The organism is Kosakonia sp. BYX6 (assembly GCF_038449125.1).
Lineage (GTDB): Bacteria > Pseudomonadota > Gammaproteobacteria > Enterobacterales > Enterobacteriaceae > Kosakonia > Kosakonia calanthes.
Map to the genome: position 1 here is coordinate 3,499,608 of NZ_CP151800.1, position 14,597 is coordinate 3,514,204.

The following is a 14,597-nucleotide window of genomic DNA, read 5'->3' on the forward strand; positions in this document are numbered from 1 at the left end:
TTTGCACTTATCATCTGTTTAAGTCAGAAAAATCCTGGCCTCAAAATATTCCCCAAACAAGAATAATCTATACTATGCTAACTTAATGAATCATAAGGCTACGCGCACAGTAATGGACGTAAATGAGACGCTTCGCATCCTTACATTTGACTGCTTATTCGTCCATTTTCGACAGGAAAAGATATTATTTGTAATTTTTCGTGATAGCTCAATGAAATCCCTTTGAGACTGGCATATAGTTATATCACCGAACGTAAACCAGCATATGTCTCTGGTCAGAGCAGAAGTTCCCATCCTGAATCAGCCTTTGGTTAGTAAAAAATTACCACTCAGAAGGGGATGCGTTATGGACGAATACTCGCCGAAAAGGCATGATATTGCGCAGCTCAAATTTCTCTGCGAAACGTTGCACCATGACTGCCTCGTTAATCTTGAAGAGAGCCATCATGGGTGGGTCAACGATCCGACTTCAGCAATCAATTTGCAGTTAAACGAGCTGATAGAACACATAGCGACTTTCGCGCTGAATTATAAAATTAAGTACAATGAAGATAATAAGCTGATTGAACTGATAGACGAATACCTCGACGACACGTTTATGTTGTTCAGTAGCTATGGCATTAATACACACGACTTACAGAAATGGCGTAAAACAGGTAACAAACTGTTCCGCAGTTTCGTCAATGTAAGCAAGGCTAATCCAGTAAGCCACTCTTGTTAATTTTTCAACACTAAGGTGAAGGTATGTCCGAAAAACCATTAACAAAAATTGATTATTTGATGCGTTTAAGACGCTGTCAGACAATTGATACCCTCGAACGCGTAATTGAAAAAAATAAATATGAACTTCCTGATGAGGAACTTGCGGTGTTTTATTCAGCAGCCGATCATCGCCTGGCAGAACTCACCATGAATAAGCTCTATGACAAAATCCCCTCCTCCGTGTGGAAATTTGTTCGCTAATTATTCTGAAACTCTATTTACGTTTTTTCTGAACAGTATGCCGTTCAACCTCCGTGCCAGGTGCCCCCGAACCAATGAATGATGAAAAACAAAAAATGATTGCCGGTCTGCCCTATCGCCCAGCAGATGAAACGCTGCGTGCCGATCGTCTGCGCGCCCGACAATTGCTTCATCGTTACAACCATTCGAGCCCGGAGGAAAAAGCCGAACGCAGCGCGATCCTCGCTGAACTCCTCGGTCAAAGCGAAGGCGCGTATATCGAACCCAGTTTCCGCTGTGATTACGGCTACAATATTGTGCTCGGCAAAGCGTTCTACGCGAATTTTGATTGCGTGATGCTTGATGTCTGTCCCATCAATATTGGTGATAATTGCATGCTCGCGCCGGGCGTACATATTTACACCGCAACCCACCCTGTTGATGCCGCCGAAAGGATTAGCGGTGTTGAATATGGCAAGCCGGTCACTATTGGTCACAATGTGTGGATCGGCGGACGCGCCGTGATTAATCCCGGCGTGACCATTGGCGATAATGTGGTGGTGGCCTCCGGCGCTGTCGTCGTCAAAGATGTACCGGCCAATGTGGTCGTCGGTGGCAATCCGGCGCAGATCATCAAAACCCTGCCCACCGCTGTGTAGTAACTGTTATCTTTTTTTGTGGCAGAACTGTTACTTTTTTCACACAAAGTAGCAACTTAAAATAGCCTGTCCACCTGCAATAACAGCATCAGTAAAGGCCTAAGATGACAGAGATACAGCGGCTGCTCACCGAAACGATTGAAGAGATAAACCAACGCGAAAAACGGGATAACCGACCGCGCTTCAGCATCAGTTTTATCCGCAAACATCCCGGCCTATTTGTCGGCATGTATCTGGCCTGGCTTGCCACGCTTGCGGTCATGCTGCAATCCGAAACACTCTCCGGCTCCGTGTGGCTGCTGGTGGTGCTTTTCGTCGTGCTCAACGCCTTTTTCTTTTTTGATGTTTACCCCCGTTACCACTACGAGGACATCGACGTACTCGATTTCCGCGTCTGTTATAACGGCGAATGGTACAACACGCGGTTTGTGCCTTCAGGCTTGATCAACGCCATCCTTCACTCTCCGCACGTTGATACCGAGCACAAGTCTCAGTTGCAAAAAATGATTGAGCGCAAAGGCGAGCTGTCGTTTTACGACGTCTTTACGCTTACTCGCCCCGCTGCTGTGCAATCAGCCGGTTAAGGGTACGCACCGCCGCCGGAAAACGCGCGGCGGACGTGTTTCCATAACCTAATACCAGGCCACTGGATGCCGCCTCTTTTTGCAGCCAAAAACGGCTCAGTGCATGAGGTGCAAGCTGAAGTTTGCGCGCTTCACGCACCACGGTTTCATCATCAATTCCCGGTATCGACAGCGTTAAATGCAGCCCACCGCCGTCACCATACACCTGGTGCGCAACCTGCATTTCATTGTGTAATGCTTCCAGTAAACTGCCCTGTCGCTTGCGATACAGACGGCGCATCGCCGCCAGATGGCGCGCGTAATGCCCCTCTTCGATAAAACGCGCCAGGGTCAACTGTTCAACCCGATGCCCACCGCGCAAGAGGCTGCTGATCGCTGGCCTGGCCGCCAGCGCCAACGCGGGCGGCATGACCAAAAACCCAATGCGCAGCGACGGAAACAACGTTTTACTGAACGTCCCGATATACACCACCGGCGGGTTGGCGAGCATCCCGCGCATTGCCGGAATCGGTTCGGCGCGGTGGCGAAATTCACTGTCGTAATCATCCTCAACAATCCAACAACCCGTGCGCTGCGCGTAATCCAGCAGCGCAAGCCGCCGCGTCGCGCTCATCACCTGGCCGAGCGGATATTGGTGTGACGGCGTGGTGTAGATCATCTTCGGCGGCGTCGCCGCAACATCCAGCACCATCCCTTCGTTATCCAGCGGCATGCCAGAAACCTGTAACCCCGCCGCCAAAAAAGCGCTTTTCGCCCCGCCAAAACCCGGCTCTTCCACCCAGGCGTGATCGCCCGCGTCGCTGAGCAGATGCACACAGAGCATTAACGCTTCCTGCGCGCCTTCGGTAATCACAATCTGTTCCGCTTCACACTTAATCCCGCGGGAAATCGCCAGATGGCGGGCAATCGCCGCCCGCAAACGCGCTTCCCCGGCAGACTCGCCATAATTCAGCAACGCGTTTCCTTCATCGCGCCACACGCGCTCCATCAAGCGCCGCCAGACTGCCAGCGGGAAATAGTTGGTCGCCGGAATGCCGGGCGTCAGCGCCAGGGCGGGCGAATGACGTTGAACACCAATGGGCAAATGCTGAATGCGGCGGGCCAGCGTCACCGGTGGCGGTTCGTCATGCGCGCCTTCCACGCTTGCTAGTTTTGCCACCCGCGTGCCCTGCCGATCGCGCTGCACATACCCTTCAATCGCTAACTGTTCCAGCGCGGCATTCACAGTGTTGCGCGAAAGCAAGAGTTCCTGCGCCAGCACGCGCGAACCGGGCAACTGGCTGCCCGCTTTTAACGCCCCATCGCGTATGGCATCGCGTAATGCCACATACAGCGTGCGCTGGCGCGTCGAATTTTCGCGTTCAGCCAGCGCCTGGCGCAGACGCGCGTATAACCCATCCTCAGGAATATTCATCATCTATCTCAATCGTGGCCCTATCAGACTATATCTGCGTGGTGCTTTTTATGGAACCACTCCAGCGCTACGCTGCCAGCACACCCGTAAGGAGAAACCATGAATCAGCTAAATGAATTTGAGCAACCTATCGGCGATGCGCTACCCGACTGGCAACCGCGCCCCTTCCCGGAACGCGTGGTACTTGATGGGCAGTATTGCCGCCTCGAACCACTGACTACCGATCACGCCGCGGCGCTTTTCCAGGCGCATCAGTTAGCAGGCGACAGCCGCAGTTGGACTTGGTTAATGCGAGAGCCAGAACGCAATGAAACCGAGTTTCGCGCGTGGGTGGCAAGCGTTAGCACTTTGCGCGATCCGCTGCATTTCGCGGTGATTGATAAGCGCAGCAACGCGCCGGTCGGCAGTTTGTCGCTGATGCGCATTGATGAGAAAAACGGCGTGATGGAAGTGGGCAGTGTGCATTTCTCGCCACTGCTGACCCGCACGCCAGCCTCAACCGAAGCGCAGTGGTTACTCATGCGCTACGCCTTTGAAACGCTGGGTTACCGCCGCTACGAGTGGAAGTGCAATAGCCTGAATGAACCGTCACGCCAGGCGGCGCTCCGTTTAGGTTTTCAGTATGAAGGCCGTTTTCGCCAGGCGCTGGTCTGCAAAGGTCATAACCGTGACACGGACTGGTTTTCGATTATTGATAGCGAGTGGCCGCAGGTTGATCGCGCGCTGCAACGCTGGCTTGCCGCCGATAATTTCACCACCGACGGCAAGCAGCGCCATGCCCTTTCTTCCCTGCGGGCTTAACGTTTTTTCTTTCTGCCCTGCACCGCTTTAAAACGCGGGTTGGATTTACAGATCACATATAAACGCCCCTTGCGCTTAACGATTTGGCAGTCAGGGTGGCGTTGTTTCGCGCTACGCAGTGAATTCAGTACCTGCATGATTTAGTCCTTTTTGTCACTGAAAAAGCGGCCATAACGCTGCTGGAAACGCGCCGCGCTGCCTTCGTTGGAGATCACTTTCTGCTTGCCGGTGTAATACGGGTGCGAAGCGGAAGAAACTTCAAGGGTGACATAGGGATACGTCACGCCTTCCAGTTCGATTTCACGATCCGTTTTGATGGTCGAACCAACTTTGAAATATTCGTTCGCGCTGGTGTCGTGAAACACCACGGTGCGGTAATGCGGGTGGATATCGGGTCTCATGATTCACTCTTTTGTTTTGTTATAACATAACAAAAGTCTATCGAAGTTGTTTCACCTTTTCAAGCCATCCGCGTTATGCGTTTTTTGCAAAAGCACATAACCCTGCCCGGTCATAAATTAGAAAAGAACGTTATTGGTTGAATTGTTGCGCCTAAGGCAAGCTGTCACCACACCCAGCCGAGAGGAAAAGACCATGCGTTGTTGTCGCTCCCAAACCCTGAGCCTGAACAGAGATTTTTCATCCACCGCTTGCGGAGAAAACAATGAACGCGACTACGCTGCCCATCCTCGATCTCGCCCGTTACACACAAGACGCTGAGCGCGACGCTTTTCTTGCCGAATTGCGCCATGCCGCGCGCGATATCGGTTTTTTCTACCTGGTAAATCACGGCGTCGATGATGCATTGCAAACCGCCGTACAACGCGAAGCCCGCCACTTTTTTGCCCTTTCTGATACGCAAAAACAGCACGTGGCGATGATCCACTCCCCCCACTTTCGCGGCTACAACCGCGCAGCCTCGGAACTTACCCGCGGGCAGCCCGACTGGCGCGAACAGTTTGATATTGGCGCAGAACGCCCGGCGTTACAGCTGAGCGAGAGCGATCCCCGCTGGCAGCGCTTGCAAGGTCCAAACTTGTGGCCTGAAGCGTTGCCAACGTTGAAACCCGCCCTGCTCGCCTGGCAACGCGCGATGACTTCCATGGCACTAACGTTGCTTCAGGCGTTTGCCGAAGCGTTGCATCTGCCCGCCGATGCCTTCGATGCGCTGTATGGCGAAAAACCGAACGAGCACATCAAGCTGATTCGCTATCCCGGTCAGCAAACCACGCAGAGTGCGCAAGGCGTTGGCGCGCATAAAGATTCCGGTTTTCTCAGTTTTCTGTTGCAGGACGAACAAAAAGGTTTGCAGGTGGAAGTCGAACCAGGCCGCTGGATCGATGCGACACCGTTGGCGGGCAGTTTTGTCGTTAATATCGGCGAATTGCTGGAACTGGCGACCAATGGCTATTTACGCGCCACGGTTCATCGCGTGGTTTCGCCGCCGGCCAGCCAACAGCGTCTTTCCATCGCCTTTTTCCTCGGCGCGCAACTCGATGCCATCGTCCCGCTGTACACCTTGCCGCCCGAGCTGGCGCAAGAAGCGCATGGGCCGGAGAGCGATCCGCAGAACCCGTTATTGCGCGATGTCGGCTGGAATTACCTGAAAGGACGCCTGCGATCCCACCCGGATGTGGCGGAACGTTATTACCGCGATGTGCTGCGTGAGCGCACAGAACAACTGATCGTCTGACAATAACAACACAGGAAAAACATCATGAAACATGCCTTTTTTACGCTGGCAGGGGTAGCACTGTCTCTTTCACTGGCCTGGACGTCGGCGCAAGGCGCCGCCTTACGCGTCGCTGCCGATCCGGTTCCGCACGCCGAAATTCTCAACTACATCAAGACGATCGATCCAAAACTGGATCTGCAAGTGGTGGAGCTGACCAGCGGCGCGAATGCCAATGAACTGCTGGCGAATGGCGATGTCGACGCCAACTATTTCCAGCATGTGCCCTACCTGAAGGATCAGGAAAAAGCGCTGGGCAAAACCTTCGCCGTGGCGGCAACGGTGCATATCGAACCGCTCGGCATCTATTCACGCAAACACAAAGATTTCACATCGCTGCCGGAGAACGCCACCGTGGCCGTGCCCAATAACATCACCAACCTGAGCCGCGCGTTGTTCCTGCTGCAAAGCCAGGGGTTGATTAAGCTCGACGGCAAATTCACCGATCCGGCGACCACGCAGGCGACACCGAAAGATATCGCCGACAACCCGAAACACCTGAAGATCCTTGAGATCGAATCTCCGCAGATCCCGCGCTCGCTGGACGATGTGGATTTGGCGGTGATCAACGGCAACTACGCGCTGGAAGCAGGCTTATCGCCTGCAAAAGACGCGCTGGGGCTGGAGAGCGCCAGCCATAATCCCTACGCCAATATTCTGGTGACCAACCCGCAGCTTGCTAACGATCCACGCATCAAGGAACTGGCGAAAGATCTGACGTCGCCGCAGGTCGCAGCGTTTATTCGCAAGCACTATAACGGCTCGGTGATCCCGGTCGCGCCGCAGTCATGATCGAGATTGCAGGGCTGAGCAAAATCTACGCCGGAGCAGGCCGACCGGCGCTAAAAGAGGTGTCGTTGAGCGTACCGAAAGGGGCGATTTACGGCATTCTCGGGCGCAGCGGTGCAGGGAAAAGCACGCTAATTCGCTGCCTTAACTTACTGGAGCGGCCCACAGCGGGCCGCATTCTTGTGAACGGCACTGACATCACGCAACTGGATAAATCCGCCCTGCGCCAACACCGCCTGCGCAGCGGCATGATTTTTCAGCACTTCAATTTACTGCATGCGCGCACGGTGGCGGACAACATTGCCGTGCCGCTAGAGATCGCCGGTCTGGCGAAAAACGCGCGTCAGGCGCGGGTGGAAGAGTTGTTGTGGCTGGTCGGTTTAAGCGAAAAAGCGCGGGCATTTCCGTCACAGCTTTCCGGCGGGCAAAAACAGCGTGTCGGCATTGCCCGAGCGCTGGCGACAAAACCGGATGTGCTGCTGTGCGATGAAGCGACCAGCGCTTTAGACCCGGAAACCACCGCCTCCGTGCTCGAACTGTTGGCCGATATCAACCAAAAGCTGCAACTCACTATCGTGCTGATCACTCACGAGCTGGACGTGGTGAAAACCCTCTGTGATCACGCCGCATTGCTGGAAAACGGCGAGTTGATTGAGAGCGGGAAGATCGCCGATTTGCTGGTGGCGCCCTGGTCGAAATTGCGTCAGGCGCTGTTACACGATCCGCACGTCGAGCAGGCATTTCTCGCCCGCCACGGGTTTAACGGGAGGCCATTATGCGTGGTCGCATGAGCTGGGACGATCTTTGGCCGTTGCTGTTCAACGGCACGCTGGAAACACTGTATATGGTCGGGCTGGCGGCATTTTTTACGGTGCTGATCGGTCTGCCGATCGGCGTGCTGCTGTTTATTTCTCGTGGCAACGGGCTGGCGCCGATGCCGAAACTCAACGCGCTGCTGGGAGCATTCATCAATTTTGGCCGTTCGCTGCCGTTTATCGTGCTGCTGATTGCGCTGATCCCTTTTACCCGGCTGCTGATTGGCACCACGCTCGGCAGCACCGCCGCCATCGTGCCGGTCACTATCGGCGCATTTCCCTTCTTCGCGCGGCTCACGGAAAACGCCCTCGACGAAGTGGATTACGGGCGCATCGAAGCCATTTTGTCGATGGGCGGCAACTTGTGGCATGTGATCGGCAAAGCGCTGTTACCCGAAGCGCTTCCCTCGCTGCTGGCAAGTATTACTTTAACGGTGGTGATGCTGATTGGTTTCTCGTCGATGGCGGGCGTGATTGGCGGCGGTGGTTTGGGGGATTTGGCGATTCGTTACGGTTACCAACGCTTTAACGATCAGGTGATGATCGGCACGGTGGTGATTCTGGTGGCGCTGGTTCAGGGCGTGCAAATGGTCGGCGATCGGCTGGTGCGCCGCCTGGCGCACCGCCGTTAACTTATTGCTGCGCCTCTTTCGCCACCAGCAAGGTAGTGAGAATAAATGACAGCACCAGCGAGATAACCACACCCGAAACCGCAAAAATAAAGTACGGGCCGATGTACGCCGGCAAGCTGAAAATGCTCGACAAAATATAGCCATACAACCGCACGCCAAAGAAGGCGATAAACGCCGAGGCCAGGGAGCTGGCGACGGTGGCGGCGATAAACGCTTTTTTGTAGCGCGTCAGCACGCCAAACAGCGCCGGTTCCGTAATGCCGAGCAGCGCGGAGATGGCCGCCGACAGCGTGACGGTTTTATCCTGGCGGTTTTTGCTCATCCGCCAGATGGCGAACGTTGCGCCAGCAATCGCCATATTCGCCATAAACATCATTGGCATCAGCATGTCGTAACCGCGCTCGCTGAAGTTTTGCAGCGCAATCGGCGTCATAGCGTGGTGCATACCGGTGAGGATCGCCACCGGACGGATCGCGCCCACCACCAGCCCGGCAAAGCTTGAAGAAATCCCAAACAGCCCTTCAATAAACAGCGCCAGCCCTTTCCCCAGCCAGATGCCAATCGGGCCGATGACTACCAGCGCCGCCAGCGCACCCAGAAACAGCGTCAGCGTTGGGGTAAACACCGTTTTCAACACGTCGGGCATTATGCGGTCAACCCAGCGGTGAATATAGCTGAGCGCCAGCACCGAGAAGATCACCGGAATGACGCTGGCGGAGTAGTTAAATACCGAAACCGGAATGGCGTTTAACAGCCAGAGTGCGCTGACCGCGCCTTCCTGATTGGCCGCCAGCGCTTTCGCCGCGTCGATCAGCGACGGATACATCAAACAGGCGGCCACGGCTGCCGCCAGGTATTCGTTGGTCTTGAAGATTTTCGCCGCCGACACCGCCAGGAAAAACGGCAGGAAATAGAACACGCCGCTGGCGATAAGATCGATGACCATCACCGTATCGCTTTTTGCCGATACCACTTTCAGCGCGATCAGCCCGGCGAGCAGCCCTTTGATCATCCCGGCGCCGGCAATGGCGGGGACAATTGGCCCGAACACACCGGAAACGGTATCCATAAACATCGACACCAGGCTCTTACGGGTTTTCGCCTGTCCAACATTCTGTTCGCTGGTTTTGCCCAGTTTGACGAGGAGTTGCTCATACCAGCTGTTCACTTGTGGGCCAATCACAATCTGGAACTGGTCACTTTGCAGTTGTGCGCCCAACACGCCCGGCAATTTTTTGATTTCACCCTGTTCGACTTTGTTGTCGTCAACCAGCGAAAAACGTAAGCGCGTCATGCAGTGCCAGACGTTGCTGATATTATCCTGCCCGCCTACCAGGCGAATAATATTGGTGATGGCTTCTTGCGTCCCCATAAAAACTCCTGCCGGAAATGTTGTCGTTTTAATCATTGCCACAAGGGTAGATAAACGCACCACACAAAACAAACCAATAAAATATGAAATGCGTCACAATTCGCCATCAGAAAGCCTAATAAATGCCAATAAATCTTAAATTGGTCTGGTTTTTAATTAAAAACAACACCAATAACTGACCAAAAAATTTATTCCAAAAAAGCGTTTACCTTTCGCCAAAATTAGGGCGAAGATAATAGCCATTCCTCGTTTTTACCACGCTGTAAAGGAGTTCCCGTGACACCAACGCTTATCCAGAATATCGACTGTTTTATTACCCGCCCCGATCGCCACAACCTGGTAGTGGTGCGGGTAACAACCGATAAAGGCGTGACAGGACACGGTTGCGCGACCTTCCAGCAGCGCCCGCTGGCGGTGAAAACGCTGGTCGACGAGTACCTGAAACCGCTGCTGATTGGCCGCGACGCCAACCATATTGAAGACCTCTGGCAAATGATGAACGTTAACGCCTATTGGCGTAACGGCCCAATTATGAATAACGCCATTTCCGGCGTGGATATGGCGCTGTGGGATATTAAAGGCCAGCTCGCAGGCATGCCGCTGTACCAACTACTCGGCGGGAAATCCCGCGATGCGATCGCCGCCTACAGCCACGCCAGCGGTGAAACGCTGGAAGAATTATTCGCCTCGGTCGATAAGCTCGTTGCACAAGGTTATCGCCATATTCGTTGTCAGCTCGGTTTTTATGGCGGCACGCCCGCGCAATTACATACGCCAGAAAACCCAACCCCCGGCACCTATTTCGATCAGCAAGAATACATGAGCAACACCGTGGCGATGTTTAAAGCGCTACGCGAAAAATATGGCTACCGCCTGCATATTCTGCACGACGTGCATGAACGGCTATTTCCACAGCAGGCGGTGCAACTGGCGAAACAACTTGAGCCGTATCAGCCCTATTTTATTGAAGATATTTTGCCGCCCGCGCAAAGTGCGTGGCTGGATCAGGTGCGCCAGCACAGTAGCGCGCCGCTGGCGATGGGCGAATTATTTAATAACCCGGCGGAGTGGCACGATTTGATTGTTAACCGCCGTATCGATTTTATCCGCTGCCATATTTCACAGATTGGCGGCATTACCCTAGCGCTAAAACTGGCGATCCTCTGCCAGGCCTTTGGCGTGCGTCTGGCGTGGCACGGCCCCGGCGACATGACGCCCATCGGCGTGGCGGTCAACACGCATTTGAATATTCATCTGCACAACGCTGCGATCCAGGAGTACATTCCGCGCTCTGCCAGCACGGATGCCGTATTCCCCGGCGCGCCGGTTGTGAAAGAGGGGTTTGTCTACGCGCCGGAAAACCCCGGCATCGGTGTACGTTTTGATGAGGAACACGCGCAGGCATTTCCCGGCATTTATCGCCCTCATGAGTGGACGCAAAGCCGCCTGGCCGATGGCGCGATGCACACGCCGTAAATCAGCCGCCGCCCTGGCGGAAGGTCAGATTTTCGCGGTTATGCGGAATCACATAAGTGCAGGTGTAGTTGATATCGATAATGTCGCTGATTTCATACACCTGCCCGCCCTCCAGAATACCGCGATTGCTGATATGCATTGCCGGGCTGCCTTTTTTACAGCCCAACAGCGCAGCCTGTTCACGGCTAACGTTCACCGCGCGATAGGTGGTTAACAGGTGGGAAATCCGGTAGCCCTTGCTCAACACATATTGCTGCAATGAGCGTTCAATGACCTGCTGATTGAGATCGGCAAAAGCGCTGACCGGCATGCGGGAAATCTCAATTTGCACCGCTTGTTCGTCGACAAAACGCAGGCGGCAAAACTGCCAGATAAAGCTCTCGTCGGTCAGGCCAAAGATCTGCTGCTCGTCGCGATCCGGACGTTTTTTATGCAGGCTTATCATGCGAAAGCGGATTTGATCAAAGCGCTTTTCTGTGATCGAGTTGTAGACCAGCGGGTTGTTGCGCGCCTGCTCGTTCACCCAGATGCCCGATCCTTGCACAATACGCACCACGCCGATGCTGGCGAGTTTTTCCAGCGCCTGGCGAATGGTAAAACGCGAAACGCCATACTCTTGCGCCAGTTGTCGTTCAGGTGGAAGTTTGCGCGGCCCTGGCTCGCTGATTTGATAAATTTTGCTTAGCAAATCCTGCGTGACGAACTCTTTTTTCTTCATCCATCAATCCTGAAAGAAAACAAACACTGCCGCGTGTTATAACATCTGCGGAGTAAAGATACTCTTCGTTTATCAGTATCAAAGAAGGATTTTTGGTGATGACCAACCGACGATTGGTGAGCCTGATTACCGCCGTTCTGGCGCTGGCTGTTTTCTTGCCAGTGGGCCTCAGCATCTGGATGACCCACCGCCAGGCTGAAGAAACCTTTATGAATGATCTGGATACCTACGCCTCGCTCGCCGAAATGCGGACCCAGCGCGTGGTTGATCAGAGCAAAGACGCGTTAAGGGAATTAGATACCTGGCGCGGTACGCCCTGTACGCCGGACCATTTGCTGACGATGCGCCGCATCTCCTACTCCTGGCGCTATGTGCGGGAAGTTTTCTATATCAATGATCGACAGCCGCTCTGCTCTTCGCTGGCGGCCGACAGCCGCATTCCCCCTTTCCCATCACCGGAAAAAACCACCGCAGACGGTTTTCGCGCATGGCTGACACGCCATAACGATCTGGGGTTATCGCAATACATGATCGCCATTGGCAGCAAACACCATGTGGTGATGATCGATCCGCGCTCATTTATTGACGTGTTGTCCTACAGTTCCCCGCCGAAAAATGTGGCGCTGATCAGCACCAAAACGCACCAGTTGATCGCCGGAAGCAGCGAGCTCACCCCGCAAATGCTGGCGCAAATCACGCAAACCGGGCCGACCAAAGTGGTGACCGACCGTTCGGCCTACGTCATCCAGCGCGATACCGATATGGGGCTGGCGATTGTCACCTGGATGCCGGTCGAGCCGCTGGAAAAAAACTGGCACCACTTGCTGATGATCTGGCTGCCGATCGGCCTGCTGATGAGCGTGCTTATCGCCCTGGTGCTGTTGCGCGTGCTGCACCGCCTGCAATCCCCGCGCGCGCAGTTGCAGGACGCCATTCACAGCCGCGAAATTACCGTGTTTTACCAACCGATTGTCGCGCTGGGTAATGGCCGGATGGTCGGTGCCGAAGCGCTGGCGCGCTGGCAGCAAAAAGACGGTTCCTGGCTGGCGCCGGACAGTTTTATTCCGCTGGCGCAGCACAGCGGGTTGATACCGCAACTGACTCACCTGGTGGTGGAGACGGTTTTCGAGACGCTGGGGCCGTGGTTACAGCGCCACCCGGAACACCATATTTCCATCAACCTGGAACCGTCTGATCTGCTCAACCCCGCGTTGCCCGCTCTGCTGGCCCGTTTGCTGGAACTGTGGCAACTCTCGCCTTCGCAAATCGCCCTGGAAATTACCGAACGCGGCTTTGCCGATCCCGCCGTCAGCGGCCCGGCGATCGCCACGCTGCGCGAGGCCGGGCACGCTATCTATATTGATGATTTCGGTACCGGCTATTGCAGCCTGAGTTACTTGCAAAACCTCGATGTCGATATCATCAAAATCGACAAATCGTTTGTCGATGCGCTGGAGTTCAAAACCGTGACGCCGCATATCATTGAGATGGCGAAAGCGCTACGCCTGGCGATGGTTGCCGAAGGCATTGAAACCGAAGGCCAGTTGCAATGGCTTACCCGTTATGGCGTGGAATATGGTCAAGGCTGGCTGTACAGCAAAGCGTTACCGGCAGAAGAGTTTGTCCGTTGGGCAGAAAATAACCTGCGCGGCGCCTGAGTTTGCTACTGTTAAAAGTGGTTTAACACGCGGAGGAAAGATGATGAAAAAGAAATCCTGGCCGCTGCATGATGTCCGGCACTGGCTGGAACCTGGCCCGATAGTGCTGATTAGCAGCCACTGGAAAGGGCAAAACAACATTATGACCTTAGGCTGGCAAACGATTCTGGAGTTCTCGCCGTCGCTGGTCGGCTGCATGATTTCAGCCGGTAACGCCAGTTTTGAGCGCATCCGACAAAGCGGTGAATGCGTGATTAATCTGCCGGAAGCAACGCTTATCGACACGGTCGCGCGGATTGGCAACTGCACCGGTGACGATACCGATAAGTTTGCCGAGTTTGGCCTGACGGCGGAGAAAAGCGAGAAAGTCGCCGCGCCTTCCATCAAAGAGTGTTTTGGTCAGTTTGAATGCAAGATCTATGACGATGCGATGGTGGAGAATTACAACTTCTTTATTTTTGAAGTGGTCGCCGCACGGGTTAACCCCCAACCGGAATGGCCGCAAACCCTGCATTACACCGGCGGGGGCGTGTTTCGGGGGGATGGCGACGTCCTTGAGCGCAAAGCGCTGTTCACCAAGGTCTCCTGAAACGCGGGTTACTCGTCAAGAATGGGGGTGAATCCACCATAGATCATGCGTTTGCCATCAAACGGCATTTCGTCACCCAGTTCACGCATACGCGGGTCGGCCATCATTTTTTGATTAGCGTTATCGCGAACCTCTTTCGACGGGTACTCAATCCAGCTGAAGACCACCTCTTCGTGGTCTTCAGCTTTTACCGCCAGGCGAAAATCGGTGAGGTTCCCGTTGGGGACATCGTCTGCCCAGCACTCGACAATCCGTGTAGCGCCAAATTCCTTAAACAACACGACAGATTTCGCCGCCAGCGCGCGATAAGCCTCTTTTTTATCTGCGGGCACCGCCACCACAAAACCATCGACATACTTCATGAGTGACCTCCGAAGTGACTGTGCGGTGAGACGTCCCCGCCGCATCAGGCCCGA

18 protein-coding genes are annotated in these 14,597 nt (G+C 54.4%); 12 read left to right on the plus strand and 6 right to left on the minus strand.

Translation table 11 applies throughout. The annotated features are described in order from the left end of the window. Window positions 1-346 precede the first annotated feature (346 nt). The 4 genes from tomB (at window position 347) to AAEY27_RS16470 (ending at window position 2,185) form a co-directional block, all read left to right on the plus strand. On the plus strand, window positions 347-721 hold the full coding sequence (gene tomB, locus AAEY27_RS16455) for an Hha toxicity modulator TomB (RefSeq protein ID WP_342321819.1): 375 nt from the start codon (window positions 347-349) through the stop codon (window positions 719-721). A 23-nt stretch (window positions 722-744) separates the two neighbouring features. Then, the gene (locus tag AAEY27_RS16460; protein WP_017459990.1) at window positions 745-963 is read left to right on the plus strand and encodes an HHA domain-containing protein; all 219 of its coding nucleotides are present in this window, start codon (window positions 745-747) and stop codon (window positions 961-963) included. 74 nt (window positions 964-1,037) lie between these two features. Next, the gene (gene maa, locus AAEY27_RS16465; protein WP_342321820.1) at window positions 1,038-1,601 is read left to right on the plus strand and encodes a maltose O-acetyltransferase; all 564 of its coding nucleotides are present in this window, start codon (window positions 1,038-1,040) and stop codon (window positions 1,599-1,601) included. 104 nt (window positions 1,602-1,705) lie between these two features. Beyond that, entirely contained in the window at window positions 1,706-2,185 is a 480-nt protein-coding gene (locus AAEY27_RS16470) for a YlaC family protein (protein WP_342321822.1), read from the plus strand. On the opposite strand, the gene AAEY27_RS16475 is transcribed toward AAEY27_RS16470, so the two are convergent. Beyond that, a complete protein-coding gene (locus AAEY27_RS16475) occupies window positions 2,151-3,599 on the minus strand; it encodes a PLP-dependent aminotransferase family protein (RefSeq protein WP_342325612.1) in 1,449 nt (482 codons plus the stop codon). The genes AAEY27_RS16470 and AAEY27_RS16475 overlap by 35 nt on opposite strands. Before the next feature lie 99 nt (window positions 3,600-3,698). Between AAEY27_RS16475 and AAEY27_RS16480 the strand changes: the two genes are divergently transcribed. Then, entirely contained in the window at window positions 3,699-4,400 is a 702-nt protein-coding gene (locus tag AAEY27_RS16480) for a GNAT family N-acetyltransferase (RefSeq protein WP_342321824.1), read from the plus strand. Here the strand turns inward: AAEY27_RS16480 and ykgO are convergent. Both ykgO and AAEY27_RS16490 read right to left on the minus strand, forming a co-directional pair. Further along, window positions 4,397-4,537 carry a type B 50S ribosomal protein L36 gene (gene ykgO, locus AAEY27_RS16485; RefSeq protein ID WP_006818844.1) on the minus strand — a complete coding sequence of 47 codons (141 nt, stop codon included), beginning with the start codon at window positions 4,535-4,537 and terminating at the stop codon, window positions 4,397-4,399. The genes AAEY27_RS16480 and ykgO overlap by 4 nt on opposite strands. Before the next feature lie 3 nt (window positions 4,538-4,540). Continuing rightward, window positions 4,541-4,801, minus strand: coding sequence for a type B 50S ribosomal protein L31 (locus AAEY27_RS16490; RefSeq protein ID WP_342321826.1), 261 nt, complete (start codon window positions 4,799-4,801; stop codon window positions 4,541-4,543). Window positions 4,802-5,064: 263 nt separating this feature from the next. Between AAEY27_RS16490 and AAEY27_RS16495 the strand changes: the two genes are divergently transcribed. The 4 genes from AAEY27_RS16495 to AAEY27_RS16510 are packed head-to-tail and all read left to right on the plus strand — an operon-like array spanning window position 5,065 to window position 8,368. Further along, entirely contained in the window at window positions 5,065-6,093 is a 1,029-nt protein-coding gene (locus AAEY27_RS16495) for an isopenicillin N synthase family dioxygenase (protein ID WP_342321828.1), read from the plus strand. Between the two features lie 24 nt (window positions 6,094-6,117). Continuing rightward, window positions 6,118-6,924: a MetQ/NlpA family ABC transporter substrate-binding protein gene (locus AAEY27_RS16500; protein WP_342321829.1), complete on the plus strand. Its 807-nt coding sequence runs from the start codon at window positions 6,118-6,120 to the stop codon at window positions 6,922-6,924. Further along, complete coding sequence (locus AAEY27_RS16505; RefSeq protein ID WP_342321831.1) at window positions 6,921-7,712, plus strand: methionine ABC transporter ATP-binding protein; 792 nt, start codon at window positions 6,921-6,923, stop codon at window positions 7,710-7,712. The genes AAEY27_RS16500 and AAEY27_RS16505 overlap by 4 nt, the downstream gene beginning before the upstream one ends. Continuing rightward, entirely contained in the window at window positions 7,709-8,368 is a 660-nt protein-coding gene (locus tag AAEY27_RS16510; protein ID WP_342325614.1) for a methionine ABC transporter permease, read from the plus strand. The genes AAEY27_RS16505 and AAEY27_RS16510 overlap by 4 nt, the downstream gene beginning before the upstream one ends. A 1-nt stretch (window position 8,369) precedes the next feature. On the opposite strand, the gene AAEY27_RS16515 is transcribed toward AAEY27_RS16510, so the two are convergent. Continuing rightward, window positions 8,370-9,740, minus strand: coding sequence for a PTS transporter subunit EIIC (locus AAEY27_RS16515; protein WP_342321833.1), 1,371 nt, complete (start codon window positions 9,738-9,740; stop codon window positions 8,370-8,372). A gap of 276 nt (window positions 9,741-10,016) precedes the next feature. On the opposite strand from AAEY27_RS16515, the gene AAEY27_RS16520 reads away from it, so the two are divergent. Further along, entirely contained in the window at window positions 10,017-11,216 is a 1,200-nt protein-coding gene (locus tag AAEY27_RS16520; RefSeq protein WP_342321835.1) for an enolase C-terminal domain-like protein, read from the plus strand. 1 nt (window position 11,217) lies between these two features. Here AAEY27_RS16520 and AAEY27_RS16525 read toward each other — a convergent pair whose 3' ends face one another. Then, window positions 11,218-11,934, minus strand: coding sequence for a GntR family transcriptional regulator (locus tag AAEY27_RS16525; RefSeq protein WP_342321836.1), 717 nt, complete (start codon window positions 11,932-11,934; stop codon window positions 11,218-11,220). A 98-nt stretch (window positions 11,935-12,032) separates the two neighbouring features. Here AAEY27_RS16525 and AAEY27_RS16530 point away from each other — a divergent pair, with 98 nt between their 5' ends. Next, window positions 12,033-13,592 carry an EAL domain-containing protein gene (locus tag AAEY27_RS16530; RefSeq protein WP_342321838.1) on the plus strand — a complete coding sequence of 520 codons (1,560 nt, stop codon included), beginning with the start codon at window positions 12,033-12,035 and terminating at the stop codon, window positions 13,590-13,592. A 43-nt stretch (window positions 13,593-13,635) separates the two neighbouring features. Continuing rightward, window positions 13,636-14,181, plus strand: a complete 546-nt coding sequence (locus AAEY27_RS16535; protein WP_342325615.1) for a flavin reductase family protein — start codon at window positions 13,636-13,638, stop codon at window positions 14,179-14,181. Window positions 14,182-14,189: 8 nt separating this feature from the next. Here the strand turns inward: AAEY27_RS16535 and AAEY27_RS16540 are convergent, their stop codons facing one another. Continuing rightward, window positions 14,190-14,543, minus strand: coding sequence for a DUF1428 domain-containing protein (locus AAEY27_RS16540; RefSeq protein ID WP_342321839.1), 354 nt, complete (start codon window positions 14,541-14,543; stop codon window positions 14,190-14,192). Window positions 14,544-14,597 lie beyond the last annotated feature (54 nt).

Bases quoted from the DNA above. Each gene is read 5' to 3' on its own strand.
- AAEY27_RS16490 (WP_342321826.1), bottom strand. From the start codon at position 4,801: ATGAGACCCGATATCCACCCGCATTACCGCACCGTGGTGTTTCACGAC.
- ykgO (WP_006818844.1), bottom strand. From the start codon at position 4,537: ATGCAGGTACTGAATTCACTGCGTAGCGCGAAACAACGCCACCCTGAC.
- AAEY27_RS16505 (WP_342321831.1), top strand. From the start codon at position 6,921: ATGATCGAGATTGCAGGGCTGAGCAAAATCTACGCCGGAGCAGGCCGA.
- AAEY27_RS16535 (WP_342325615.1), top strand. From the start codon at position 13,636: ATGAAAAAGAAATCCTGGCCGCTGCATGATGTCCGGCACTGGCTGGAA.
- AAEY27_RS16515 (WP_342321833.1), bottom strand. From the start codon at position 9,740: ATGGGGACGCAAGAAGCCATCACCAATATTATTCGCCTGGTAGGCGGG.
- maa (WP_342321820.1), top strand. From the start codon at position 1,038: ATGAATGATGAAAAACAAAAAATGATTGCCGGTCTGCCCTATCGCCCA.
- AAEY27_RS16460 (WP_017459990.1), top strand. From the start codon at position 745: ATGTCCGAAAAACCATTAACAAAAATTGATTATTTGATGCGTTTAAGA.
- AAEY27_RS16525 (WP_342321836.1), bottom strand. From the start codon at position 11,934: ATGAAGAAAAAAGAGTTCGTCACGCAGGATTTGCTAAGCAAAATTTAT.
- AAEY27_RS16480 (WP_342321824.1), top strand. From the start codon at position 3,699: ATGAATCAGCTAAATGAATTTGAGCAACCTATCGGCGATGCGCTACCC.
- AAEY27_RS16530 (WP_342321838.1), top strand. From the start codon at position 12,033: ATGACCAACCGACGATTGGTGAGCCTGATTACCGCCGTTCTGGCGCTG.
- AAEY27_RS16500 (WP_342321829.1), top strand. From the start codon at position 6,118: ATGAAACATGCCTTTTTTACGCTGGCAGGGGTAGCACTGTCTCTTTCA.
- AAEY27_RS16495 (WP_342321828.1), top strand. From the start codon at position 5,065: ATGAACGCGACTACGCTGCCCATCCTCGATCTCGCCCGTTACACACAA.
- tomB (WP_342321819.1), top strand. From the start codon at position 347: ATGGACGAATACTCGCCGAAAAGGCATGATATTGCGCAGCTCAAATTT.
- AAEY27_RS16540 (WP_342321839.1), bottom strand. From the start codon at position 14,543: ATGAAGTATGTCGATGGTTTTGTGGTGGCGGTGCCCGCAGATAAAAAA.
- AAEY27_RS16475 (WP_342325612.1), bottom strand. From the start codon at position 3,599: ATGAATATTCCTGAGGATGGGTTATACGCGCGTCTGCGCCAGGCGCTG.
- AAEY27_RS16470 (WP_342321822.1), top strand. From the start codon at position 1,706: ATGACAGAGATACAGCGGCTGCTCACCGAAACGATTGAAGAGATAAAC.
- AAEY27_RS16510 (WP_342325614.1), top strand. From the start codon at position 7,709: ATGAGCTGGGACGATCTTTGGCCGTTGCTGTTCAACGGCACGCTGGAA.